Origin of the sequence: Billgrantia montanilacus (assembly GCF_003336675.1) — a bacterium.
Lineage (GTDB): Bacteria > Pseudomonadota > Gammaproteobacteria > Pseudomonadales > Halomonadaceae > Halomonas > Halomonas montanilacus.
In genome coordinates, this window is sequence record NZ_QPII01000013.1 from 66,898 (window position 1) to 91,050 (window position 24,153).

At 63.7% G+C, this 24,153-nt stretch carries 24 protein-coding genes and 1 pseudogene; 14 read left to right on the forward strand and 11 right to left on the reverse strand.

The features are described 5' to 3' along the window. Positions 1 to 32 precede the first annotated feature (32 nt). Both DU505_RS15870 and DU505_RS15875 read left to right on the forward strand, forming a co-directional pair. The gene (locus DU505_RS15870; protein ID WP_114479968.1) at positions 33 to 1,220 is read left to right on the forward strand and encodes an acetyl-CoA C-acyltransferase; all 1,188 of its coding nucleotides are present in this window, start codon (positions 33 to 35) and stop codon (positions 1,218 to 1,220) included. 102 nt (positions 1,221 to 1,322) lie between these two features. Further along, positions 1,323 to 2,093: an alpha/beta fold hydrolase gene (locus DU505_RS15875; RefSeq protein WP_245948001.1), complete on the forward strand. Its 771-nt coding sequence runs from the start codon at positions 1,323 to 1,325 to the stop codon at positions 2,091 to 2,093. 156 nt (positions 2,094 to 2,249) lie between these two features. Here the strand turns inward: DU505_RS15875 and DU505_RS15880 are convergent, their stop codons facing one another. Both DU505_RS15880 and DU505_RS15885 read right to left on the reverse strand, forming a co-directional pair. After that, entirely contained in the window at positions 2,250 to 3,050 is an 801-nt protein-coding gene (locus DU505_RS15880; RefSeq protein WP_114479970.1) for an ABC transporter permease, read from the reverse strand. After that, on the reverse strand, positions 3,041 to 3,658 hold the full coding sequence (locus tag DU505_RS15885) for an ABC transporter ATP-binding protein (protein ID WP_114479971.1): 618 nt from the start codon (positions 3,656 to 3,658) through the stop codon (positions 3,041 to 3,043). Before DU505_RS15885 ends, DU505_RS15880 begins: the two co-directional genes overlap by 10 nt. Positions 3,659 to 3,824: 166 nt before the next feature. On the opposite strand from DU505_RS15885, the gene arsB reads away from it, so the two are divergent. From arsB to DU505_RS15910, 5 genes are all read left to right on the forward strand, one after another. Then, entirely contained in the window at positions 3,825 to 4,910 is a 1,086-nt protein-coding gene (gene arsB, locus DU505_RS15890; protein WP_114479972.1) for an ACR3 family arsenite efflux transporter, read from the forward strand. Positions 4,911 to 4,913: 3 nt separating this feature from the next. Further along, the gene (locus tag DU505_RS15895) at positions 4,914 to 5,207 is read left to right on the forward strand and encodes a CC/Se motif family (seleno)protein (RefSeq protein WP_114479973.1); all 294 of its coding nucleotides are present in this window, start codon (positions 4,914 to 4,916) and stop codon (positions 5,205 to 5,207) included. Positions 5,208 to 5,255: 48 nt separating this feature from the next. Next, a complete protein-coding gene (locus DU505_RS15900) occupies positions 5,256 to 6,461 on the forward strand; it encodes an MFS transporter (protein ID WP_114479974.1) in 1,206 nt (401 codons plus the stop codon). A gap of 164 nt (positions 6,462 to 6,625) precedes the next feature. Continuing rightward, positions 6,626 to 7,975, forward strand: a complete 1,350-nt coding sequence (locus DU505_RS15905) for a permease (protein WP_114479975.1) — start codon at positions 6,626 to 6,628, stop codon at positions 7,973 to 7,975. 28 nt (positions 7,976 to 8,003) lie between these two features. Beyond that, entirely contained in the window at positions 8,004 to 8,237 is a 234-nt protein-coding gene (locus DU505_RS15910; RefSeq protein ID WP_114479976.1) for a thioredoxin family protein, read from the forward strand. Between the two features lie 38 nt (positions 8,238 to 8,275). Here the strand turns inward: DU505_RS15910 and DU505_RS15915 are convergent, their stop codons facing one another. Next, positions 8,276 to 8,719, reverse strand: coding sequence for a hypothetical protein (locus DU505_RS15915; protein ID WP_114479977.1), 444 nt, complete (start codon positions 8,717 to 8,719; stop codon positions 8,276 to 8,278). Positions 8,720 to 8,891: 172 nt separating this feature from the next. Here DU505_RS15915 and DU505_RS15920 point away from each other — a divergent pair, with 172 nt between their 5' ends. The 6 genes from DU505_RS15920 (at position 8,892) to DU505_RS15945 (ending at position 16,049) form a co-directional block, all read left to right on the forward strand. Continuing rightward, positions 8,892 to 9,953: a 4Fe-4S dicluster domain-containing protein gene (locus tag DU505_RS15920; RefSeq protein WP_114479978.1), complete on the forward strand. Its 1,062-nt coding sequence runs from the start codon at positions 8,892 to 8,894 to the stop codon at positions 9,951 to 9,953. A gap of 92 nt (positions 9,954 to 10,045) precedes the next feature. After that, positions 10,046 to 12,532 carry a molybdopterin-dependent oxidoreductase gene (locus DU505_RS15925; protein ID WP_114479979.1) on the forward strand — a complete coding sequence of 829 codons (2,487 nt, stop codon included), beginning with the start codon at positions 10,046 to 10,048 and terminating at the stop codon, positions 12,530 to 12,532. A gap of 41 nt (positions 12,533 to 12,573) precedes the next feature. After that, the gene (locus DU505_RS15930) at positions 12,574 to 13,335 is read left to right on the forward strand and encodes a 4Fe-4S dicluster domain-containing protein (RefSeq protein WP_220250840.1); all 762 of its coding nucleotides are present in this window, start codon (positions 12,574 to 12,576) and stop codon (positions 13,333 to 13,335) included. 8 nt (positions 13,336 to 13,343) lie between these two features. Beyond that, positions 13,344 to 14,552 (forward strand): NrfD/PsrC family molybdoenzyme membrane anchor subunit, encoded by a 1,209-nt coding sequence (gene nrfD / locus DU505_RS15935; protein WP_220250842.1) that lies wholly within the window; start codon positions 13,344 to 13,346, stop codon positions 14,550 to 14,552. A 70-nt stretch (positions 14,553 to 14,622) separates the two neighbouring features. Beyond that, positions 14,623 to 15,537: a molecular chaperone TorD family protein gene (locus tag DU505_RS15940; protein WP_114479981.1), complete on the forward strand. Its 915-nt coding sequence runs from the start codon at positions 14,623 to 14,625 to the stop codon at positions 15,535 to 15,537. A 20-nt stretch (positions 15,538 to 15,557) separates the two neighbouring features. Continuing rightward, positions 15,558 to 16,049: an FKBP-type peptidyl-prolyl cis-trans isomerase gene (locus DU505_RS15945; RefSeq protein ID WP_181872850.1), complete on the forward strand. Its 492-nt coding sequence runs from the start codon at positions 15,558 to 15,560 to the stop codon at positions 16,047 to 16,049. Positions 16,050 to 16,099: 50 nt separating this feature from the next. On the opposite strand, the gene DU505_RS15950 is transcribed toward DU505_RS15945, so the two are convergent. From DU505_RS15950 to DU505_RS15985, 8 genes and pseudogenes are all read right to left on the reverse strand, one after another. Continuing rightward, complete coding sequence (locus DU505_RS15950; RefSeq protein ID WP_114479982.1) at positions 16,100 to 16,477, reverse strand: metalloregulator ArsR/SmtB family transcription factor; 378 nt, start codon at positions 16,475 to 16,477, stop codon at positions 16,100 to 16,102. 144 nt (positions 16,478 to 16,621) lie between these two features. Further along, positions 16,622 to 16,789, reverse strand: a pseudogene (locus DU505_RS15955) (organoarsenical effux MFS transporter ArsJ); the annotation flags it as partial. Beyond that, the gene (locus DU505_RS15960; RefSeq protein WP_114479983.1) at positions 16,756 to 17,205 is read right to left on the reverse strand and encodes an arsenate reductase ArsC; all 450 of its coding nucleotides are present in this window, start codon (positions 17,203 to 17,205) and stop codon (positions 16,756 to 16,758) included. The pseudogene DU505_RS15955 and the gene DU505_RS15960, both read right to left, overlap by 34 nt. A gap of 127 nt (positions 17,206 to 17,332) precedes the next feature. Continuing rightward, positions 17,333 to 18,175 carry a phosphate ABC transporter ATP-binding protein PstB gene (gene pstB / locus DU505_RS15965; protein ID WP_114479984.1) on the reverse strand — a complete coding sequence of 281 codons (843 nt, stop codon included), beginning with the start codon at positions 18,173 to 18,175 and terminating at the stop codon, positions 17,333 to 17,335. 27 nt (positions 18,176 to 18,202) lie between these two features. After that, positions 18,203 to 19,369, reverse strand: coding sequence for a phosphate ABC transporter permease PstA (gene pstA / locus DU505_RS15970; RefSeq protein WP_114479985.1), 1,167 nt, complete (start codon positions 19,367 to 19,369; stop codon positions 18,203 to 18,205). A gap of 18 nt (positions 19,370 to 19,387) precedes the next feature. After that, positions 19,388 to 20,644, reverse strand: a complete 1,257-nt coding sequence (gene pstC, locus DU505_RS15975) for a phosphate ABC transporter permease subunit PstC (RefSeq protein ID WP_114479986.1) — start codon at positions 20,642 to 20,644, stop codon at positions 19,388 to 19,390. Positions 20,645 to 20,745: 101 nt separating this feature from the next. Beyond that, on the reverse strand, positions 20,746 to 21,777 hold the full coding sequence (locus DU505_RS15980; RefSeq protein WP_114479987.1) for a substrate-binding domain-containing protein: 1,032 nt from the start codon (positions 21,775 to 21,777) through the stop codon (positions 20,746 to 20,748). 95 nt (positions 21,778 to 21,872) lie between these two features. Beyond that, the gene (locus DU505_RS15985) at positions 21,873 to 23,042 is read right to left on the reverse strand and encodes a multidrug effflux MFS transporter (protein ID WP_114479988.1); all 1,170 of its coding nucleotides are present in this window, start codon (positions 23,040 to 23,042) and stop codon (positions 21,873 to 21,875) included. Between the two features lie 143 nt (positions 23,043 to 23,185). Between DU505_RS15985 and tal the strand changes: the two genes are divergently transcribed. After that, a complete protein-coding gene (tal, locus tag DU505_RS15990) occupies positions 23,186 to 24,124 on the forward strand; it encodes a transaldolase (protein ID WP_114479989.1) in 939 nt (312 codons plus the stop codon). Positions 24,125 to 24,153 lie beyond the last annotated feature (29 nt).

Sequence of the window (24,153 nt, forward strand, 5' to 3'; positions counted from 1 at the left end):
ACAACATTCACCACTCTCCGGGAGAACACGCCATGAGCAGCCCCACCGATATCGTCTTCCTTTCCGCCGCCCGTACCCCCATGGGCGGAATGCTGGGCAGCCTTTCCAGCATGACGGCGCCCGAACTCGCCGCCACCGCCATTCGCGCCGCCATCGAACGTGCCGGCATCGAGGCATCAGCCATCGACGAAGGGATCATGGGCTGTGTGCTGCCGGGTGGCGTCAAGCAGGGCCCCGCCCGCCAGGCCATGCGCCAGGCCGGGATTCCCGATGGCATCGGCGCCACGACCATCAACAAGCTGTGCGGCTCGGGCATGAAGGCGGCCATGCTGGCTCACGACCTGATCCGGGCCGGCAGCGGCGAGATCCTGCTGGCCGGCGGCATGGAGTCCATGTCCAATGCCCCCCATGTGCTGACCAAGGCCCGGACGGGGTATCGACTCGGCCATGGCGAGCTCAAGGACCACATGTTCCTCGACGGCCTCGAGGACGCCGAGACCGGCAAGCTGATGGGGGTCTTCGCCCAGGACGTTGCCAGTTCGCGCGACTACAGCCGCGAGCGGTTGGACGACTTCGCCATTGCCTCACTCGAGCGGGCCATGGAGGCCACCAACGCCGGCCACCTGGACGCCGAGATGGCGCCGGTCACCGTCACCAGCCGCAAGGGCGAGACCGTGGTAGACCATGACGAGCAGCCGTTCCAGGCCAAGCTCGACAAGATCCGCGAGCTGCGTCCGGCCTTCGCCAAGGACGGGACCATCACCGCCGCCAACTCCAGCTCCATCTCCGACGGCGCCTCGGCGCTGATACTGGCCAGCCAGGCAGCGGCAGACAGGCATGGCGTCAAGCCGCTGGCTCGTATGCTGGGGCACAGCACCCACTCACAGCACCCCAGCGAGTTCACCATCGCCCCGGTCGGCGCCATCGACAAGCTGATGAAGAAACTGGACTGGAGCGTGGCCGACGTCGATCTGTTCGAGATCAACGAAGCCTTCGCCGTGGTCACCCTGCTGGCCATGGATGGGCTCGACATTCCCCACGACAAGGTCAACGTCTACGGCGGCGCCTGCGCCCAGGGTCACCCCATCGGCTCCACCGGCTCGCGCATCATCGCCACCCTGATCCACGCCCTGCGCACCAAAGGCGGCAAGCGCGGCATTGCCAGCCTCTGCATCGGCGGCGGCGAGGCCACCGCGGTGGCGGTCGAACTGATCGACTGACCGACCGGCCACTCGGCCACACCACCGCATGGAAGTCAGCGTCAGCCGACGCTGGCTTCCCTTCGTCTCGGCTGACTGGGTTCGGGCTGACTGGGAGACACCGTGGTAAAGGAATTCTGGATAGACACCCCGCGGGGCCGGCTCTTCGCCAGTCGCTGGGGATACGAACGGGTCGATGGGCGTCCCCCGATCGTGCTGCTGCATGATTCACTGGGCTGTGTCTCGCTGTGGCGGGACTTTCCGACACGACTGGCCGAGGCAACGGGGCGCGAAGTCATCGCCTACGACCGTCTCGGCTACGGGCGCTCGGCGCCCTACCCTGGGCCGCAGCCGACCAGTTTTATCGCCGACGAGGCAGAGGCCGCCTTTGCCGCCGTTCGCGAGCAGCTGGAGCTCGAGCGATTCGTGCTGCTCGGCCACAGTGTGGGCGGCAGCATGGCCGCCCACGCCGCCGCCCGGCATGCCGAGAGCTGTGAGATGCTGATCACGGTAGCCGCCCAGGCCTTCACCGAGCCGGGCACCCTGGCCGGCATTCGCGTGGCGGAGCAGGCTTTCCTTCAGCCGAATGGCCTGTCGAGGCTGGCGAAATACCACGGTGACAAGGCCGAGTGGGTGCTGCGCAGCTGGGTGGACAACTGGCACTCCGAGGCCTTCCGCGAGTGGCGGCTGGACAACGTCCTCGCTCAGGTGCGCTGCCCTACCCTGGCCATCCACGGCGAGCTCGACGAGTACGGGTCACGGGAGCAACCGGCGCGCATCACCGCCCTGACACCGGGCCCCTCCGAGCCATACCTGCTCACCGACTGCGGGCACGTGCCGCACCGCGAATGCCCGGAGCGACTGATCGCCGCCATCATCGGCTTCCAGGGATGAGCAGAACGGGATACTAGGCTATGTACGAAAAGTCGACGAGCGAAGGTCAGGCAAGGCAAAAATCGGCGGAAAAGCGGAGTTTACTGGGTGTAAATGAGCATTTTGAGCCGATTTTTAACGCCGCATGGCCAAGCGCAGGCAGTTTTCGCACAAAGCCTAGCCAGGCACCGCCAATCGATCTAGCCGCAGCCGCTCGCGGGAGTCGAACAGCCGGCGCCTACCCGCCGCTACCGCTGCCAGGGTGCCGAAGCCGGTGCCTAGGGTAATGGTAAACATCACCAGAATCTGATACTTGACCGCCAGGGCCGGTGAGCTACCCGCCAGTATCTGGCCGGTCATCATCCCCGGCAGGCTGACCACCCCGGCGGCGGCCATGGCGTTGATCATCGGCATCAGGCCGCTGCGCATCGCTTCGCGACGAATGTCACCGATGGCCTCCTGCCAGGGCTGGCCCAGCATCAGCCGGTTCTCGATCACGGCCCGCTGCTGCCAGGCGGTATCGGTGAGCCGGTCCAGCGCCAGGGCGACCCCGGTCATGGTGTTGCCGAGCATCATGCCCAACAGCGGAATGGCATACTGTGGCCGATACCAGGGGTCGGGGCCGATGATCACCGTCAGCGTCAACACGGTGACGGTGAATGACGACAGAAACATCGACAGGGTACCGATGCCGAAGGCCCAGCCGCCCTTCAAGCGGCGTTTCTGACGTGCCATCACCTCGCGCCCGGCAATCAGCAGCATGGCAAACGCCATCAGGGCCACCCAGACCAAGCGTTCGGCGGCGAACAGCGCCTCCAGCACCAGGCCGATCAGCGCCAGTTGAACGACAGTACGCAAGGCGGCGATGAGCAGGCTGCGACTCATGCCCAGCCGCATCACGGCCGTGCAGCCGGCCAGCACGACGACCATCGAGGCCGCAAGGGCCAGCTGCCACCAGGAAAGCTCGATCACATCCATGCCGCCTCCTGCACAAGCAGCCGACTGCCCTCGATACGCAGATGGCGATTTGCCACCCGCACGATCTGCCCCTTGTCGTGGGCCACCCACAGCGTCGGCCAGCCACGCGATTCAATCCGCGACGCCAGCCAGTTTTCCACCCGGTCTCGAGTCGCGTCATCCAGGTTGGCAGTAGGCTCATCCAGCAACAGCACCCTGGGCTCTCGGCTCACGGCCCGCAGCAGCGACAGGCGCTGCTTTTCGCCGGTGGAGAGCCGGCCGACCTGCCATGACATCACCTCGCGCTCGAAGCCGAGCGCTTCGAGATCGCCATCCTCGACCCCATCGGAAAAGTGCTCGCCTATGTGATCGGTCCACCACTGGCTTTCCGCCGGCACCAGCATCACCTGGCGCCGCCAGCGATGGGCCGGTATCGTCGACTGGGCCTGGTCAGCCAGCCATACCTCACCCCCGTGGGGCTCGAGATCGGCCACAGCACGCAGCAGGCGGCTCTTGCCGGATCCACTGGCCCCGGAAAGACAGACAATGTCACCTGGGCCCACGTTGAGGTCGACGGCTTCCAGCTCGCCTACCGTGAGCCTCTCGAGGCGTAGCGAAGTGGGCTGCACATGCACTCCTGGCCGGATGAACTGGCAATTTCCTGTTGATCATACCAGCCTTCTATCGGCTGACCGGAAGGGAGATGAATTGCCCATATATGGAATTCCATATATTCTAGACAAACAAGCATGCCTCTGGCCAAAACCCCGCCATGATCACATCAGGACTCAAGGAATGACCGCACTTCAGGATTCGCAGTCCCCCTCCACCAGCGAAGGCATGGGCCTCTTCGAGCGCTTTCTCACGGTTTGGGTGGCGCTGGCCATCGTCGCCGGGGTACTGCTCGGCCAGTTCGCCCCGGCCGTTCCCGAGACCCTGTCGCGCTTCGAGGTCGCCCAGGTGTCGATCCCGGTAGCCATCCTCATCTGGGCAATGATCTTTCCGATGATGGCCCAGATCGACTTTGCCGCCGTCCTTGGCGTGCGGCGCCAACCGAAAGGATTGATTATCACCACGTCGGTGAACTGGCTGATCAAGCCATTCACCATGTTTGCCATCGCCTGGTTCTTCCTGATGATTCTGTTCCGCCCGTTCATTCCCGAGGAGCTGGCCCGGCAGTACCTGGCCGGCGCCATCCTGCTGGGGGCGGCCCCCTGCACCGCCATGGTCTTCGTCTGGAGCTACCTCACCCGTGGCGATGCCGCCTATACCCTGGTGCAGGTCTCGCTCAACGACCTGATCATGCTGTTCGCCTTCGCCCCCATCGTGGTGTTTCTGCTTGGCATCTCGAATATCCAGGTGCCCTGGGATACCGTGGCGCTGTCGGTCTTCCTCTACATCGTCATACCGTTGGCCGCTGGCTATACGGCCCGGCGCACCCTGATCGCCCGAAACGGCGCCGAATGGTATGACAACGTGTTCATGAAGCGGGTGGGGCCGATCACACCGATCGGGCTGATCATCACCCTGGTGCTGCTGTTCGCCTTTCAGGGCGACGTGATCATCGGCAATCCGCTGCATATCGTGCTGATTGCCATCCCGCTGATCATCCAGACCGTACTTATCTTCTTCATCGCCTATGGCTGGGCCAAGGCGTGGAAGGTACCCCACAACGTCGCCGCACCCGGCGCCATGATCGGCGCCAGCAACTTCTTCGAGCTGGCGGTGGCCGCCGCCATCGCGCTGTTCGGCCTGCAGTCCGGGGCCGCGCTCGCCACGGTGGTGGGGGTGCTGGTGGAGGTGCCCCTGATGCTGGCGCTGGTACGCATCGCCAACAAGACACGTCACCACTTTCCTGCCGCCGGCGAGGCCAGGGGCTGAGCCGTGGCCATCGCAATAAGCGACAATGCCCGCTCATGGATTGAGCGCAACGGGGGGGTGCTGACCGTTCGCCTCTCTTCCCGCCATGGCTGCTGTGGTGGCGGCGTAGACATTGCCGTGGCCGAAGCACGCACGCCCAGTGACTTAAAGCACTACCGAGAACTGGACCTCGATGGCCTCAAGCTTTTCATCGCACCAGCCCTGATCGACCAGGGTCTCGTCGTTGAGGTTGAAGGATTGCTGGGGTTGAAGCACCTCTTCGTAGACGGTGCGCCCATCGCGCGCCGTCGGGACTAGACGAACCGCCTGCTTGTTTTGTACTCCCGCCGGGGCGACGATGCGGCAATGAACAACAATTCACTTTGGCGGCGTTATCCGCTTTCCATCATCGTCCTCGCGCAGCTATGCGGCACCTCGCTATGGTTCAGCGTCAATGGCGTTGGCCTTTCGCTCTCTCGTGATCTGGGCTTTTCCGAGGTCGACCTGGGCCACCTCACCCTAGCCGTGCAGGCGGGCTTCATCTGCGGCACCCTGTTCATCGCCACCACCGGCCTTGCCGACCGCTTCCGCGCCAGCCGCATTTTCGCCGCCTCCTGCCTGGCAGGCGCGCTGGTTAACGCCGGTTTCGTGCTGGTAGCGTCGCATTTTCCGCTGGCCGTGCTATTGCGCTTCGCCACCGGGCTATGCCTGGCCGGGATCTATCCACTGGGCATGAAGCTGGTTATCGGCTGGACACCCAAGCACACCGGTGCGGCCCTGGCCTGGCTGGTAGGCATGCTGACCCTGGGCACCGCCATGCCGCACCTGTTGCGTGGGGGGACCCTGGGCATGCCGTGGGAGTGGCCGCTGTTGGGGGCCTCACTGCTGGCCCTGGTGGGTGGGGCCATGGTTCAGTTACTGGGAGATGGCCCTCACCTGCCCCCTTCCTCCGGCAAGGCACGGCTCACCGAAGGGCTTGCCGCCCTGGGCGAAAAGCGATTCCGGGGCGTGGCCGGCGGCTATTTCGGCCACTGCTGGGAACTTTACGCCTTCTGGATGTTGACGCCTTTCCTGGTCTACCGGGAAGTCGAACGGCTGGCGGGCTCCACCGACCTGGTGGCCTGGCTCTCCTTCGGCATCATTGCACTGGGACTGGCGGGCTGTGTCGGCGGCGGCCTGGTGAGCCGAAACCTGGGCAGCCTATGGGTAGCCCGCTGGTCGCTGACGGCTTCCGGTGCGATCTGCCTGGCCTACCCTCTGCTCGCCTGGGCGCCGCCCGGGCTGCTGTTGATTTTACTGGCCTTATGGGGCCTGACTGTTATTGCCGACTCACCGCAGTTCTCCGCGCTGGCCGCCGCGACGGCACCGCGCGAACGCATCGGCTCGACCCTGGCGGTGATGAACGCCGTGGGCTTCGCCCTCACCATTCCTGCCATTTTCCTCACCACCTCTCTTTGGGCGCTACAGGGCACATGGGTGCTTTGGTGGCTGCTGCCGGGGCCGATCCTCGGTTTATGGGCATTGAGGACGCTCTACGTACCGGCGGGCCAGCAAAAAACAGCTCGCCAATAGCACTTTCTTGAGATGGCTGGCCGGGAGGCGGTGGTTCTTGAGGGCGACACCTTCATGTAAGGGAATTGATGAATATCAAGCCTCCGCCAGCTTGTGGCGTATAAAATATATGCATTGCCACATGTCTGTGCCAGGCATTTTTCCTGCATCCCAAGAGGCGTTGCATGTCGGAATCCAAACCCGCTTCCTCCTCCTTCACCGGCGGCCTGATCGACCTCGCCAGGGAAAACCCCGAACAGGTTCGTTGGCTGGGTGCCGTGGTGGGGATCTTCCTGCTGATCTACTTCCTGCCCGCCGGCAGCGAGCGCTTCGATAATGCGGTGCTGGAAGGCATCCGTCTGACCCACTGGTATGCCCAGGAACACGTGATTCTCTGCCTGCTGCCAGCCTTCGTGATCGCCGGCGCCATGGCCACCTACCTCAGCCAGGGCGCAGTGATGCGCTACCTGGGGCCAAGTGCTCCCAAGCCAGTGGCCTTCGGCATGGCGTCGGTCTCCGGCACCCTGCTCGCGGTCTGCTCCTGCACCGTGCTGCCGCTGTTCGGCGGTATCTACCGGCGCGGCGCGGGCCTGGGGCCGGCGGTGGCCTTCCTCTATTCCGGGCCGGCCATCAATATCATGGCCATCGTGGTGACGGCCAAGGTGCTGGGGTTCGAGCTGGGGCTGGCGAGGGCCATCAGCGCCATCGTCTTCGCCGTGGTGATCGGGGTGATCATGCACCTGATCTACCATCGAGAAGAGCAGGCAAAGGCCAAGGCCAACGCCCGGGGCTTCGAAGGCGAGCTCTCCCGTCCCCTGGGCCAGATCGCCCTCTTCTTCGGGCTGATGGTGGGCATCCTGGTGTTCGCCAACTGGGCCGCCGCCGACAGCCCCACCTGGATGGCCATCCACGCCTGGAAATGGCAGATCACCACGGCTCTCGCCGGCCTCTTCACCCTGCTGCTGATCCGGCGCTGGGGCTGGCCGCTGCATCAGGTGGCGGTGCTAGCCGGTGCCGTGGTGCTGGCCGCCCTGCTGGTGCCCCGCGTGCCGGAGCTGGCCTTCGCGGTAGGCATCATCGGCCTGATGCTGATCGCCACCCTGCGCGACGAGGACCGGGAATGGGCCGAGCAGAGCTGGGGCTTCACCAGGCAGATCCTGCCGCTGCTGCTGGTCGGGGTCTTCGTGGCCGGCCTGCTGCTGGGCCGCCCTGGGGAGGAGGGACTGATTCCCTCCGAGTGGGTGGTGCTGGCGGTGGGCGACAACGGCTTCCGCTCCACCTTCCTCGCTTCGCTGCTGGGGGGCTTCATGTACTTCTCGACCCTTACCGAGGTGCCCATCGTCCAGGGCCTGATCGGCAACGGAATGGGCAAGGGCCCGGCCTTGGCCCTGCTGCTGGCGGGGCCGGCCCTGTCGCTGCCCAACATGCTGGTGATCCGCACGATCATGGGTACCCAGAAGACCCTGGTCTACTGCACGCTGGTGGTGGTCATGTCGACCCTCACCGGCTATTTCTACGGCCAGCTGTGGCCGTGATATCGCCCCCCTTTACAAGGAGAACCTCATGAAACTGAGCATCTACGGCAAGGGCTGCAAGAAGTGCGAACAGCTCACTGCGAACGCGAAGCAGGCAGCCGAAGCGCTTGGCCTGGCGGTGGAGATCGAGAAGGTCACCGACATGAACGCCATCATCGATGCCGGCGTGATGCACACGCCGGCACTCGGGGTCGACGGCGAGGTGGTCATCGAAGGCAAGGTGGCCAGCGCTAACGAGCTCGAGAAACTGCTCAAGCCTTAAGTAAGTAAAGCCAAGGACGGGCTCGGCGCCTGTCGGGTTCAAGGAACCGGGCCGGTACCCTCCGCCCCGAAGGCTTCGCTCAGGGAGCCCTGGTAGCGCCATCCTTCCGGGAGCCTGAGTTCATGTGACTGATTGCCGGCAAGCCGGCAGATCGCCACGCTGGGCGGCGTGCCGCTGATACCGATTCTCACCGTCTCGAAGGTCAGCCAGTCGCAGGGGGTGATCAGCCCCCGCTTCTGGTCGGCGAAGGCGATGTCTTCGAAGCTACCCTCCCAATCAAAATGCAGCCCCAGCGCCACCAGACGGTCCACAAGGCATCGGACCTCGGCAGGATCAACCAGGCTGATGCTGACGAGCTCATCGTCGGAGCAGACCCCCGTTTGGGGCAGGCAAGCCTGCAGGGAATCCCAACCGCCAGCCACTCGCTCATCGACTGCCGCCGCCCGCAGAATCACGGTGGTGGCCTCCACCAGTACCGCCATCGCGCCTCTCCCGTAATACTTCAATGAAACTTGATCCAAGACAATCCTACTCTTCTGCCGGCTAACACTTTGGGCTAAATGACGTGGCGAAACATACTAGCCTCTGCCAAGCTGCTACCTATACATATGTTAATACGCATATAACTATAACTAAGCGATTGGCAAGACCACTATGCCACAGACTCCCAGCACCTCGTACAGTACGCCCAAACCGCTTCGGCCCTCGCTTCCCGGCATCGGCTGGCTGCCATCCCGCTGTCTACAGGCGCCGCCCCATCCGCTGGCCTGTACGCGTTGCATCGACGCCTGCCCGGCCGAAGCCCTCGCCTTTCATGAGAATGGCGACGGTGTTTCACTCCTTGCGAGAGACGCCTGTCATGGCTGCGCCCAGTGCGTTCCGGCTTGTCCCAGCGAGGCCCTGGTCAGCGCCGAGATAGACGCACTGATGGCGGATCGGGCAGAGGGCGAGCCGCTACGGCTGGGCTGCCATCGCGTAAAGGATGAAGACGACCTGAGTCGCCTGCATTGCCTGCGCGCCCTTGGCACCGATCTGCTGGCCTGGCTGTCGGCACGGGCGGCTCCCGAGCCGATGACGCTGTACCTGCCCGACGGCTGCCGCAACTGCCCAGCCGCGCCTGAGGGAGCCAGGGACGCCTGGAAATGCGACGTCGAGGCGTTTGCCACGGTCACCGACACCCCAGCCCGCAACGATTTCCACGCTACCCGACGCTTGGTGAGCCGTCGCGACCTGCTGCGGGGCCGCCCGGCCCCGCGACTGCCGGCCATTGCCCCCAATGACGCGGCTCCAAAGGCACGGCGGCTGCAGCGCAAGCTGATCGCCGTCGAGGCGCTGGCCGATACGCAGGCGCCGCCCGCGCTGCCGGGGCTGAGCCTTAACACCGACGCCTGCCGGGTCCACGGCGTCTGCGCCCGGGTCTGCCCCACCGAGGCCCTGCAGGAAACGCCCTACGGCGAGCTGATTTTCAACGCCCTGGATTGCCTTGATTGCGGCCACTGTCTGGCGATCTGCCCGGAAGGCGCTCTGCAGCGTGCCGAATCTCACGGGGCCACCCCCCTCACGCTGCGCGAAACAAGGGTACTCGACTGCTTCGAGTGCGCGCGGCCCTTCAAGTCAAAGGTCAGCGGTGGTGCAGAAGAGGCAGCACCCGCCTGCCCTGCCTGTCGGCGCGAAAGAGCGCTGCTGCAGGAGAGTTTTCATGATCTTTTCGGCTGACCCCGATCCGTCGCCATGGGCCGGCTGTTAACCGTCGAAGCATGACCCCCTTCGACACAAGACGACAAGACGAGCACCTCGAGGGAGAACCGATGAAACTGTTCCAGACACTGCTCAACCGCCGCCGATTCCTGCAATCGTCGGCTGCTGTCGGCGCTTCGGCCGGTGCCGTGACGGCAGGCATTACCGGCCTGACCGGGCTTACTCTCGTCGAACAGGCTCGCGCCCAGACCCCGAGGGGCGAGACGGTGGTGACCAAGAACGTCTGCGCTCAGTGCCCGGCGCGCTGCGGCATCGACGTCTATACCACCGACGGGAGCGTCCACGCCATCTACGGCGACACCGGAAACCCCATCGCCAACGGCAAGCTGTGCCCCAAGGGGCACCTCGGCAGCTATTTCCTCTACGATCCGGATCGCTTCAAGGGTCCGATGAAGCGTACCAACCCCAACAAGGGCCGCGACGAAGACCCCGGCTTCGTGCCGATCTCCTGGGACGAGGCGCTGGACACGGTCGCCGAGCGTTTGAACGACCTGCGCCGCCGCGGTGAGTCACACCGCTTCTCGATGTTCTACGGCCGCGGCTGGGGGGCCTCCGATGCCGGGATGCAGGGCACCTTCGGCCAGCTCTACGGCACCCCCAACGCCGCCATCGGCCACTCGTCGATGTGTGCCGACGGCTCCAAGAAGGCCAAGCACGCCACCGACGGCAACAACTCCTACAACTCCTACGACTACCGCAACACCAACTACCTGCTGATCATCGGTGCCAGCTTCCTCGAGGCCTTCCGCCCCTACAACAACGTGATGCAGATGTGGGGGCACATGCGCAGCAAGAGCCCCAAGACACGGGTAACCACCGTCGATGTGCGCATGAATCCCACCATGGCGGCCTCCGACCGGGCGCTCTATATCAAGCCGGGCACCGACGGCGCCTTTGCCCTGGCAATTGCCCACGTGATTCTCACCGAGGGGCTATGGGACCGCGACTTTGTCGGCGACTTCACCAACCCTAACCTGCAGTTCGTGGCGGGGCGGCGTGTCTCGCCCAGTGTCTTCAATGAGAAGTGGGTCCATGGCCTGGCCGATTGGTGGAACGAGGAAGTCAAGGACCGCACACCGGAATGGGCGGAGTCCGTCACCAGCATCAAGGCCGCCGACATCCGCCGCACCGCAGTGGAATTCGGCAGCACGCGTCCTGCCGTCGCGCTGTTCGAACGCGGCGCCACCGGACACTCGAACGGCACCTACAACGGCATGGCAATCCACAGCCTCAACGCTCTCGTGGGTTCACTGTTCGCTGAAGGTGGGCTGGGCTATCAGATGGGACCCTCCTACGGCTCCCTGCCAGCCGACGCCGATGACTATCTCGACGACTACGCCCGCAACGGCGCCTGGCGCGAGCAGCCCCGCATCGATATGAAGGGCACCGAGCGGTGGCCCATGGTAGGCAACATGATGCAGGAGTGTGCCCCCAACCACCTGGCCGGCGACCCCTACAAGCTCGACACCGCCATGTTCTTCTATACCAACCCGATCTGGTCAGCACCCAACCCCCAGGTCTGGGAGGAGGCGCTCAAGGACGTCTTCGTCATCGACACCTCGCCCTTCCCCGGCGAGACGGCCATGTACGCCGACATCGTGCTGCCCGACAGCACCTACCTTGAGCGCCTGCAGGACATCCCCACCTACCCCTTCGAGGGCTGGCCCATGGCGGCGCTGCGCGTCCCTGCCGTCGAGCCTATCCACGACACCAAGATGTACGGCGACGTGATCATCGAACTCGGCAAGCGCATCGAGGGCCCCACCGCCGACTACTACCGGGAGCTGGACAACATCGAAAACGTGGTGCGCCACCTGGCAGCAGGATTCGCCGATGACCCGGGCGATAACGGTGTCAACGACTTCGAAACCTGGAGGGAGAAGGGCGTCTGGTACAAGAAACCCTATCAGTGGCGACAGATCCGCGGTGAATTCTACGAGTGGGATGGCCAGCGCTATGCTCGCCAGATGAGCGAGGAAGAGGTCCAGCAGCAGCTGCTCAAGACGCCCTCCGGCAAGTTCGAGTTCCGCTCCGGCTACCTGGAGGAGCACGCCGACTACATCGAGCGCGAGATGGGCATTCCCCGTGCCCGGGCCGGGTTGGTGCAGTGGGTCGAACCGGTGCACACCGGCGGCGACGGCGACCTCCACTTCGTGACCCCCAAGACGCCGCTGCACGCCGAGGGCCGCGGGGCGAATATCCCGCACAACATCGCCATCCACCAACCCATAGTCGGCGGCCGCAATACCGTCTACCTGGAGGTCCATCCGCAGACGGCCAAGGAGCGCGGCATACGCAACGGCGACAGGGTACGCATCACCTCTGATCTGGGCAGCATCGAGGCTGAGTGCCGCTACGTAGCCTCGCACCGTGCCGACACCCTGGTTCTGCCCTTCGAATACGGCCACTGGGCCCAGGGACGCTGGGCAAAGGACCGTGGTCCGGGCAACTCCAGCGAGATCACCGCCAACGTGTCGGATCCGATCTCCGGGCTCGCCAGCTACTACACCGGCAAGGTCAGGCTGGAACGCGCCTGATTCTGAATCCCTGACCAAACAAGGCTTTGAGGACAACGACTATGGCTAAGTGGGGAATGGTCATCGACCTGGACAAGTGCACCGGCTGCCAGGCCTGCACCACCGCCTGCTCGATGGAAAACAACACCCTGCCCGGGGAGAGCTGGCAGGACGTGCTCTTCTACAACGCAGGGGAGTACCCGAGCGCACAGATGAAGTGGCTGCCGCGCCCCTGCATGCAGTGCGAGAACCCCTCCTGCGTGCACGTCTGCCCGACCCGGGCTACCTACAAGGATCCGGACGCCGGCGGCATCGTCTTTGTCGACTGGAACAAGTGCATCGGCTGCAAGTACTGCATGATCGCCTGCCCCTACGGCGTGCGCTTCTATGCCGACGAGAAGCCGCTGATCGAGCCCGACATTCGCGAGACCTTCCCCAGTGACAACGGCCAGCTTTGGAGCCCGCCCTACCAGAACCCCGAGGAGGACTGGCGTCGTGGCATCGGCATCCAGCCGCCCGGAGTGGTTTCCAAGTGCACCTTTTGCTACCACAAGGTTCGCCTTGCACCGGAGGGCGTGGCCGACCTCGATGAGGACAATCCCGAGGTCAAGGAGTATGTCCCGGCCTGCGTGCGCACCTGTGCACCCAAGGCCCGCTACTTCGGCGACCTGGACAATCCGGAGAGCCAGGTCAACCAGCTGATCGGCGACAAGCACGGGGTGCGCCTCAAGGATCACACCGGCAACAGGCCCCAAGTGTACTACCTCGGCGCCGGCGCTGGCGTGCCTGCCTTTACTCCTGCCGACAGGGAGCATGACGCATGAACATATCCATGAAAGACATGAGAACCACTCAAGAAACTGTCCTGCAGGGTCCGCTGGGCTGGGGGCTGCTGGTGGTTGCAGGCGTCGTGCTGCTGGCCAGTCTGGCCTTCGCCCTTATCCAGCTCATGGTCAATGGCCATACCTCGTTCAATACCAGCTCGACCCTGCCCTGGGGACAACCCATCGCCACTTATCTCTACTTCGCCCTGGCATCGTCGGGATTGGGACTGATCGCCTCGTTGCCACTGGTGTTCGGCTTCAAGCAGTACTATCCGGTGGCAAAACGCTGCATCTTCCTGGCCTTCATCGTGCTGATCTCCGGGATGTGCGTGCTGGCCCTGGAGCTTGGTAACGTCTTCCGCATGCTGTGGGCCATCCCACTGAACCTGCAGGTGCAGTCGGCGATGTTCTGGATGGGAGTGTTCTATGCACTCGACCTGCTGTTCCTACTGTGGAAGTTCAGCAAGCTGCAGGGCGGCGAATGGGACAGCAAGACCGCCAAGCAAGTAGGTATCGCCTCGTTCATTGGCGTGCTGCTGGCCAGCGGCAACCTGGCACTGATCTTCGGCATGATGAGCATGCGACCGTTCTGGTTCGATGCCCTGATGCCGATCTATTTCTACTTCACCGGCGTCACCAGCGGCGTGGCCGCACTGGTGTTCTTTACCTACCTGGCCCATGGCTTCCAGCGCGAACGCATGCCGCCCGCACTACAGGCACTGCTCACAGGGGCATTGCCCAAGCTGTTCGCCGCACTGATCGGCGGAACCCTGCTGTTCATCGCCGTGCGCGCCATCACCGGGCTCTACAGCAACAACCCCGAGATCAATCTGGTGTGGACCGACTACCTGTTCGCCTCGCCGCTCTATATTGCCGCCATGCTACTGGGCCTGCTTCTGCCCTTCGTGGTGATGCTCAGCGCCTCGCTGCGCAACCGCGTGGGCGTGCAGGTGCTAGTTGCCTGCCTGGTGTTCCTGGGGCTGTTCGCCGAGCGCTTCTACTTCGTGGTCGGCGGGCAGGTAGTGCCGCTATTCAAGGGCACCTGGCAGCCCAACCTGATCAGCTACAGCCCCTCCGCCACCGAGTGGTCGCTGACCCTGATCGGCGTGTCTCTATGCTTCGTGCTCTACCTGCTCGGCGAGAAGTTCCTCAACCTGGGAGACATGCCGCGATATATGGCCGAGGCTCCGGTCGGCGCCCGGGCGAACACCGCCTGAACCACCCTCCCAGTCGCATCCTGAAGGAGAAGGGGCGGCCTCCCAGTCGACAGGTCGCCCCGTCAGCAAGATGACACAATATCCGAAATTCCCCGATCTGCTGCCGGCCGCCGAGCTCAGCCTCTGCCTCTCCCGAGCCTTCCTCGCCCCCCAGACGGGCGTAACCCTGGCGGAGGTTCAGGGCCCGCTGCTCGACGACCTGCGCAGCCTGGTCGAGTCGCTGCCGTCGCTCGAGACCGAGCGCCTCGACGGCCTCTCCAAAGCGCTTGTGGCCCTGACCGATACCCAGCAGCTGATCCTTGGCTACAGCCGCCTGTTTCTGACGCCACCGGCCCCTGCACCGCTCAATCTGGGCGCCTATCTCGACGGTGGCCTGATGGCCCGCAGCGTGCCCTCCATGGAAGCTCTCTATCGACGTCATGGCCTGGAGCGTGACCGGGCATTCCGCGACCTGCCCGACCACCTGTCGCTCCACTTGCAGTGGCTGGCCTGGGTCTACAGCGAGGCCATGGAGGCCCGCGAGGCCGAGAAAGACACCACCCCCGCGCTGACGGACGCCGCGATCATGCTGCACGACTTCACCCTGCCCGCCCTGGCGGGGGTTCGCCGCAAGGTGACGCAGGCGGCAAAGGACGAGACCACCCTGCCCTGGCGACTGCTGGTCGAACTGATCCATGAACAGCTGACCCACGACCTGGCTCGCCTGGAGGCCGCACTGCCCTCCCTCGCCCCCCAGGCGATCCGCCCCCCGGATCGGCCCAACGCCGGTGCCATGGCGACCTTCGAGACGAGCGAGGCCCCGCGAGAGAGGCTGACCTGCCACTCCTGTGGCGAGTCCTTCGAGAGCGACCCGGTGCTGGCGGAAATACGCCAGCGCCTTACCGCAGCCGGTGTCAGCGCCGACCATCTGGCGGTATGCCGGTGCTGCCGCGACGACTCATCCGCCATGCGGCCACCAGGCGCGGGCATGAAGGCGTGGCAGTGATCACCCGAGAGGAGTCTCCCATGACGCGAATCGCCGCACTGTGCGAGATCACCGCCGAGTACGTGCTGACCGACGAGGATGGCGAACGCCTGGCGGCCTCGACGCCCGAGACACCGCTGCGCTACGTGCACGGCACAGGCCAGATGCTGCCGGCGCTGGAGGCCGCGCTGGAGGGCCGCCGAGCCGGCGACGAACTCAGCGTGACGCTGACGCCGGAGCAGGCCTACGGCCCCCACCGGCCGGAACTGGTCTTCGAGGCGGTTCGCGAGAACCTACCGCCAGGCCAGGAGATCCGCATCGACATGACGCTGGCGCCGGGCGGCCAACGGGGCAAGTTCTCGCTGAAGGTAGTGGGCCTTACCGAACGCGGCGCCATACTGGACGGCAACCATCCGCTGGCGGGCAGGACGGTGACTTGGCACATCAAGGTGCTGGAGGTGAAAGCAGGGCACAAGCCGATGCAAGGCGAGCTCGACTACCAGCCAATCCGCTGGATATTGGAAGTCGAGTAGCGAAGACAGGCGAACTGCCGCCCGGCGACACAGCGATTACGCGTGATCGCTCAACACATCTCGAGCTGTCGCTCGGGCCTGTTTCCCATGGCCGTCAGGCGCTCTTGCAGGGCGGCAAGGCGCGCCGCCTCGGCCACGGTCGCGGCATCCAAGATGGCAATTACCCACTCAGGAAGCGTCGGGGCGAGCCCATAGTAGACCCATTGGCCGTCACGCCGATCATTGAGTAGCCCGCAATTGCGCAGCTGCGCAAGATGACGTGAGACCTTGGGCTGTGAATCGTCCAGGGTATGGGTCATCTCGCATACGCACAGCTCCCTCTCGTGCCGGATCAGCAGCATTAGCAGCAGGCGTGTTTCATCGCCCAGGCACTTGAAGACGCGAACGGCATCCAGTGACAGCAAAAGATTCTCCACCCTAGTCGACATTGATGACACAACATTCTACCCCAAGGCCGCGGCCGGCACACCTCAGCTAGCGGCAGCAGCGCCGGCAGGCCAGACAATGCCAGGGCCCAGAGCACCGTGATGCCGCGCGCCCCATCCTTGACCAGGCCGGTAAGGCGCGGTCACCTTGGCGCTCATCTTGTTGAGATCCTTGGCGATGCCCGAGAGCGCCTGGGCCGCCATCACCCAAGGCACAGTAAGTGCCGCGGCAGGCACCATCAGCATGGCCAAATCGATGACCTGCAAGCCAAGCCCGACATTCATGGTGCGGTTGAGCCCCAGGCGCGCGTCGAGTTGTCGTCACGCGCCTTGATCTGCAGCCACAGTGAGAGGCGCTGGCGGATCTCTTGCAGGGCCTGTTCGTAGGCATCGACACGACCGATCAGGCGCGGGTCGCGAATATCCCATTGGACGTGCTCATCGCTGGTGCCCTGCCAGTCACGGCAGGTCTGCTGGACCTTGTCACAGAGCACGATTACCGCTGTGAAGTGTTCGCCGGCGAAGTCGTCCAGCGACTTGCTGGCAAGCCCCTCGGTGGAAATTCCCTGCTTCTTCAATGCATCGAGGGCTAGCGCAGCGGGCTTATCAGGCTCACTGCCCGCACTGAAGGCCTCGAAGCGCTCGCCGGCCAAATGGCGCAGCAGGGCCTCGCCCATCAGCGAACGGGCGGAGTTGGCATTGCATAGAAAGAGCACGCGCTGTTTCGCCATGGAATTGGCTCCTGGCAACATATGGAAACTCATATATATCGCGACAGGATGTCAATCACGTGACGGCGTCACGACGATGGGGAGGCCGAAGCCTCCCCATCGTTAACACCTGCCGGTGACGGTGTCACTATCCGTAGCGGCCTGTGATGTAGTCCTCTGCCTTCTTGGTCGCTGGGCTCGAGAACATCATCTGAGTATCGTTGTATTCGATGATCTCCCCCAGGTGGAAAAACGCAGTGTAGTCGGCCACCCGCGCCGCCTGCTGCATGTTGTGGGTCACCGTAATAATGGTGAACTGCTTCTTGAGCTTGTCCATCAGGTCTTCGATGGTGGCCGTGGAGATAGGGTCCAGGGCCGAGGTAGGCTCATCCATCAGAATGACATCGGGCTGCACGGCGATCGCACGCGCGATGCATAGGCGCTGCTGCTGACCACCGGAAAGCGAGGTGCCCGGCTGGTGCAGCTTGTCCTTGACCTCATTCCAGAGGCCGGCCTCACGCAGGGCATGCTCCACCAGCTCGTCCTGTTCGGACTTGCGGCTGACCAGGTCGTGCATGCGCGGCGCGTAGGCAACGTTCTCGTAGATCGACTTGGGGAAAGGATTGGGCTTCTGAAACACCATGCCCACCCGGCGGCGCAGAGCTACCTCGTCCATCTTAACGGCGTTGACGTCGCGGCCGTCCATTTCCACCAGCCCGCGGATCGACACACCGGGGATCAGGTCATTCATGCGGTTCAGGCAGCGCAGGAAGGTCGACTTGCCGCATCCCGAAGGACCGATCAGCGCGGTGACGTTCTTCTGGTAGATATCGATATTGAGTTTGTTCAGCGCCTGGGTCTCACCGTACCAGAGGCTGAGATCGCGCACGCGAATACTCAGCTCGTGGTGGGCATTGGCGTTGCGCGTGACTGGCTGTCCTACCTCCGGCGCTGGCTGCGGAGTATGTCGGCTAGCGGCTTGAATATTCATGACGGATTCCTCTGTGGCGTGCCGGGCCTACCAGCGACGCTCGAATTTCTTGCGCAGGATAACGGCGGTGGCATTCAGGAAGATCAGGATCGTCAGCAGTACCAGGATACCCCCTGCGGTCTTCTCGATGAATGCCCGGTCCGGCTCGCCGGACCAGGTGAAGACCTGGGCCGGCAGCACCGTGGCCGCTTGAGTGAAGGACGCCCCCACATCGGGAATGAAAGCCACCATGCCGACGATGATCAGCGGGGCTGTCTCGCCCATGGCCTGGGCCAGGCCGATGATCGAGCCAGTCATGATGCCGGGCATGGCCAGTGGCAACACGTGGTCACGCACGACCTGCCAGCGCGAGCAGCCCACCCCGAAAGCGGCATGACGAATCGAATCCGGCACGCTGCGCAGCGCCGTGCGGGTGGAGATGATGATCACTGGCAGTGTCATCAGCGCCAGGGTCATGCCGCCCACCAGCGGTGTTGAACGTGGAACGCCGAAGAAGTTGATGAAGATCGCCAGGCCCAACAGGCCGAACAGGATCGAGGGAATCGCCGCCAAATTGTTGATGTTGATCTCGATGATCTGGGTCAGGCGGTTGTCGGGGGCAAACTCCTCCAGGTAGAGCGCCGTCATCACCCCGATGGGGAAGGCGATGGCCAGGGTCACCAGCATGGTCATGACGGTGCCCACGGCAGCGGACATGATACCGGCCAACTCCGGCATCTTGGAGTCGCCGCGGGTAAAGAAGGTAGTGTTGAACTTGAGCGCCACGCGCCCTTCGGCGGCCAACCGGTCGACCCGCTCCCTGGCGTCGTCTCGCAGTTTATTGGCATGCCCCTTCAAATACTGATCGACTTGGCCATCGGCCAGCACCCACTCGCTGCGCTGGACTCCCAGCAGCTCGGGATCGTTCTTCATCCGCAGGGGAATGGTGCGGAGAAAGCCCCTGCTGACCAGGTCGCGTACTTCCTCCTCCACGGCGGCCAGGGGAATCTGGCTCGCCTGCTCGCTGTAGTCGACCTGTACCTGAATCTGTGCCTGCTGGAAGGCCGGCAGGCCCTTGTTGAGCATGTCAGTGAAGAACAGCACCAGGAACAGACCGGCCAGCCCCAGGGCACCCATGGAGAACCACTTCAGTCGTGCCGACTTGCGGTGGCGCTTGCGCAGCTGGGCGCTGATGTCGTCGAAAGATTGACTCATCTCGGCGGTTCCTCGGCGTTACAGGTTGTTGACGCGATACTTCTCGCGGAAGCGACGGATCATGAGCACCGATACCAGATTCAGGCTCAGGGTGACGGCAAACAGCACCAGGCCCAGGGCGAAGGCGGAGAGGGTCTCGGCACTCTCGAATTCCAGGTCACCGGTCAACGCAGCGACGATGCGCACCGTTACAGTGGTCATCTCCTCCAGCGGATTGGCCGTCAGGTTGGGGCGCATGCCGGCCGCCATCACTACGATCATGGTTTCGCCCAGCGCCCGGGAGACGGCCAGCAGCGAGGCGGAGATGATCCCCGGTAGCGCCGCAGGAATGACCACATCGCGAATCGTTTCCCCTTTGGTCATGCCCAGCGCCAGCGAGCCCTGACGCATGCTGTCGGGTACCGCATTGATGACATCGTCGGAAAGCGAGGAGATGAAGGGGATGATCATGATGCCCATCACGATCCCCGGCGCCAGTGCGTTATTGAAAGAGGCATCCAGGCCCAGTGCGCCGGCAACATTGACGATGATCGGCGCCACCGTAATGGCAGCGAAGAAGCCATAGACCACGGTAGGGATGCCGGCCAGCACCTCGAGGGTGGGCTTCGCCAGGGTCCGCACACGCCTTGGGGCAAACTCCGCCATGTAGATGGCCGAGAGCAAGCCCACCGGAATCGCCACCAGCATGGCGATGGCGGTAATCAAGAAGGTACCGGCGAACAGCGGCACCGAGCCGAACCGGGCGGCGCTGGCGGCATCGTCGGCTCGGCCGGCCGCGGCCAGGAAGCTGTTGCCGGGGGCCCAGACGGTGCCGGTGATAAACTCCCAGAAGCTGTGCATCTGGAAAAAGCGCAGCGCCTCGAAGACGATCGAGAAGAGGATCCCGAAGGTGGTGAAGATCGAGATCATGGCCGCACTGACCAGGACCCAGCGAATAGCCCGTTCGATGGCCTGGCGGGCATGGAAGTCCGGGCGCACCTGGACGATACCCACCAACAGGCCTGCAGCGGCCACGGCCAGGCTGGCTGCCAGCAAGTAGGGCACGGGAATCGTCGCCCCCAGCAGCAGCATGATGAAGGCACCCAGGGCACTGACAAGCAGTGCCGGCCCGGCGGTGGCCAGCACCGCGAACCAGGCGTACTGATCAGGCTGGGCGTACATCGCCGTACCGCTAGCGCGAACCCCTGTCGCCCTGGCGCGTCCCGCGAAGTAGGCCACCAGCCCCATCAGCAGCAGGATGCCGCAGAACAGCATGAAGATCTGGTTGGTCTGCATCAGCTATCTCTCGAGAGGAATACACCCGATTATCGGGTACCCATCATGACACCAGGCCGGCAGCGTATGCTGCCGGCCTCGTCGTCAGCTTGTGCGGGCCATCACTCCAGATCGGACTTCTCGAGCGTGACCTTGTTGGCGACCTGCTCGCGAGCCTCGGCGCGGGCCTGTTCGTCGGCAGGGATCAGGCCGATGCCCTTCAGATAGCCCAGGTCACCGATCATCTGCTCGCTCATGAACATGTCGGCGTACTCATACATGGCCGGCACGTCGTCGCCGTGCTGGTTCTTCAGGTAGAAGAACATGGAGCGTGCCACCGGATACTCACCGCTGGCGATGGCCTCCGGACCGGCCTCGACACCATCGATGGTGGAGCCAATCAGCACGTTGCTGTTCTCCTCGAGGAAGGAGTAGCCAAAGACGCCGAAGGCAGTGGTGTCCTGGGTCAGACGCTGCACGATAAGATTGTCGTTCTCGCCCCCATCGACCCAGCCGCCATCGGTGCGCACGTCGGAATACGCCTCACCGCCGTATGCCTCGGAGAAGCTCTCGGAGGCAGCCTCGAGTACCAGCTCCTCGAAGGCGTCGCGGGTGCCGGAGGTGGTGGGCGGGCCCACGATCACGATCTCGCGATCCGGCAGGCTGTCGTCGATCTGATTCCAGTGGGTATAGGGGTTCTCCACCAGCTCACCGTCCTGCGGCACCATGGCAGCCACCGCCAGGAATATCTGCTCGCGGGTCACCGGCATGGGGTCGTTTTCGATCGACTGAGCGAAGGCGATGCCGTCATAGCCGATGAAAGCCTCGGTGATATCAGTGACGCCGTTCTCGACGCAGCGCTCGAACTCGGAGACCTTCATGCGGCGTGAGGCGTTGGTGATGTCCGGAGTGCCCTCACCCACACCGTTGCAGAACAGGCGCAGACCACCACCGGAGCCGGTGGACTCGATGACCGGCGTTGGATAGTCGGTGGTCGCACCAAACTCTTCGGCCACATAACTGGAGAACGGGTACACGGTACTGGAACCGACGATGCGGACCTGGTCCCGGGCCTGGGCGACACCGACAACGCCGATCACTGCAGCGGCAATGGCCGTGGCCTTCAATGTACGGTTCTTGAGGATGCGATTCATGCGGGTCACTCCTGTCAGTAAGAGATATCGTCCTGCGCACGGCATACCTTGCCGCAGGCAGATGACATCTTCATGACAGTGAGTGAGATTTCGCGCTATGCGGTCAGACGCCGCAGCGCTACATTGCCGGCCAACGACGCCAACAGCATGGTCAGCACCATGGGCCACAGGCTCTCGATCTCGAAGGCACCAACCATGACGCCCGCCAGAGCCGCGGAGCCGAACTTGATCCCGCCCATCATTGCCGTCGCCGTCGCACTCATATGACCAAAGTGATCGAGCAGTGCCGACATGGCATTGGGTGTGATCAGCCCGATCATGCCGGCATAGACCATGACCAGCAGGACCACCACGGGAAGCGACGCAAGGCCCACGGCCGCCGCCAGTGCCAGAGCAACGGCGGCAACCAGTTGGATGCTGAGGCCGATATGCAGGTTCTGTTGCGGCGTGCGGCTAGCCAGCAGATGGATGTTCACCCGATTGGAGAGGGCAATCACCAGCACATTGGCGCCGAAGACCACCGGGTACATGGCCGGCGAGAGGCCGAAATGCTCCAGGTAGATATAGGGCGATGCCGTGATGAAGGCAAACAGGCCGCCGAAGGAGGCAGCCACGGCGCAGATGTAGCCCATTGCCTCGCGATGACGCAGGACACTGGCGTAGTTGAACAGCACCTGGCGCAGCGATGCCACGGGCTGGCCGGGATCGCGAGTCTCGGGCAGCCGAGTGCCCATGAGCCACAGCAGGAAAGCGGCATAAACGGCCAGGAAGACGAAAATCAGCCACCAGTCGGCGAGATAGAGCAGCCCACTCCCCACTACCGGCGCCACCAGCGGCGCCAGCATCATGATCATCACCATGGTGGACATCACGCTCGCCGCCTCTCGGCCGCTGAAGCAGTCACGGACGATCGCCGCCGAATTGACCACGCAGGCACCGCCTCCCAGCGCCTGGAGGAAACGCCATGCAAGCAGCTCAGGCAGCGTACCGATGGTGGTGATGGCCAGGCTGGCCATCAGGAAGACCACCAGCCCGCCCAGCAGGACAGGCTTGCGCCCCACCCTGTCGGAAAGGGGCCCGAAGAGCAGCTGGCCGATGGCAAAGCCGCCCAGGAAGACGCTGATCGACAGTTCCGTATGATGAATGCTGGACCCTATACTGTCAGCAAGCGCTGACATGGCGGGCAGATAGGCATCTATGGCGAAAGGTGCCAGCGCCGTATTGGCCGCCACCAGCAATGCCACGCGTCGAGGATTGAGAGTCAATTCGGTTCCGAGTCGGTTGATGTCCGGTATATTGCTAGGCTGCTAATGATAGACCAGGTCGGCTCGACTTGTCGCGGATCCCCTGTTACCGCTACCGGCCGCTTGCTAAAGTGGTCGAATACTCACCCCAGGAGCTTCAGACAATGGCAGAGGACCTGCTTTCACAACTCAAACAGATGAGTACAGTGGTTGCCGATACCGGGGATATCGACACCATCCGCCGTTTCACCCCACAGGATGCCACGACCAATCCTTCACTGATCCTTCAGGCAGCACAGCAGGACAATCGGCGTGCCCGCCTGGCGGAGATCGCCCGCCACAGCACCGATATCGACGACGCTCTGGATGCCGTGGCCGTCGAGATCGGCAGTGAGATCAGTGCCCTGGTACCCGGCTATGTCTCGACCGAGGTCAGCGCCAGACTCTCCTTCGATACCGACGCGACCCTGACACGCGCCCGCTCCCTGATCGAACGCTATGATCGCCACGGCATCCCTGCCGAACGCATCCTGATCAAGGTTGCCGCAACCTGGGAAGGCATCCGCGCCGCGCGCCAACTGGAACGGGAAGGCATTCGCACCAACCTGACCCTGCTCTTCAGCTTCACCCAGGCACTCGCCTGTGCCGACGCCGGTGTCACGCTGGTCTCCCCTTTCGTCGGCCGCATCCTGGACTGGCACAAGGCGGAGTGGCCGGATGCCGACTTCAGCGGTGACAACGACCCGGGCGTCAAGTCGGTCAGGCGGATCTACGAACACTACAAGGGGCATGGTTACCGCACCATCGTCATGGGCGCGAGCTTTCGCAACATGGGCGAGATTCAGGCGCTGGCAGGCTGCGACCGCCTTACCATTTCCCCTGCCCTGCTTGGGGAGCTGGCTGAGACCGATGGTCGCCTGGAGCGTCGCCTGGTACCGATAGGTGCCGAAACCTCGGCCCCGGAACCCCAGGATGAAGCCGAATTCCGCTGGTCACTCAATGAGGACGCCATGGCCACGGAGAAGTTGGCCGAAGGCATTCGCAAGTTCACCGCCGACCAGCGCAAGCTGGAGACACTGCTGGCAGAATTGAGAAAGACATAGTTGAGCAAGAGAGGTGAGTAAGACATCGC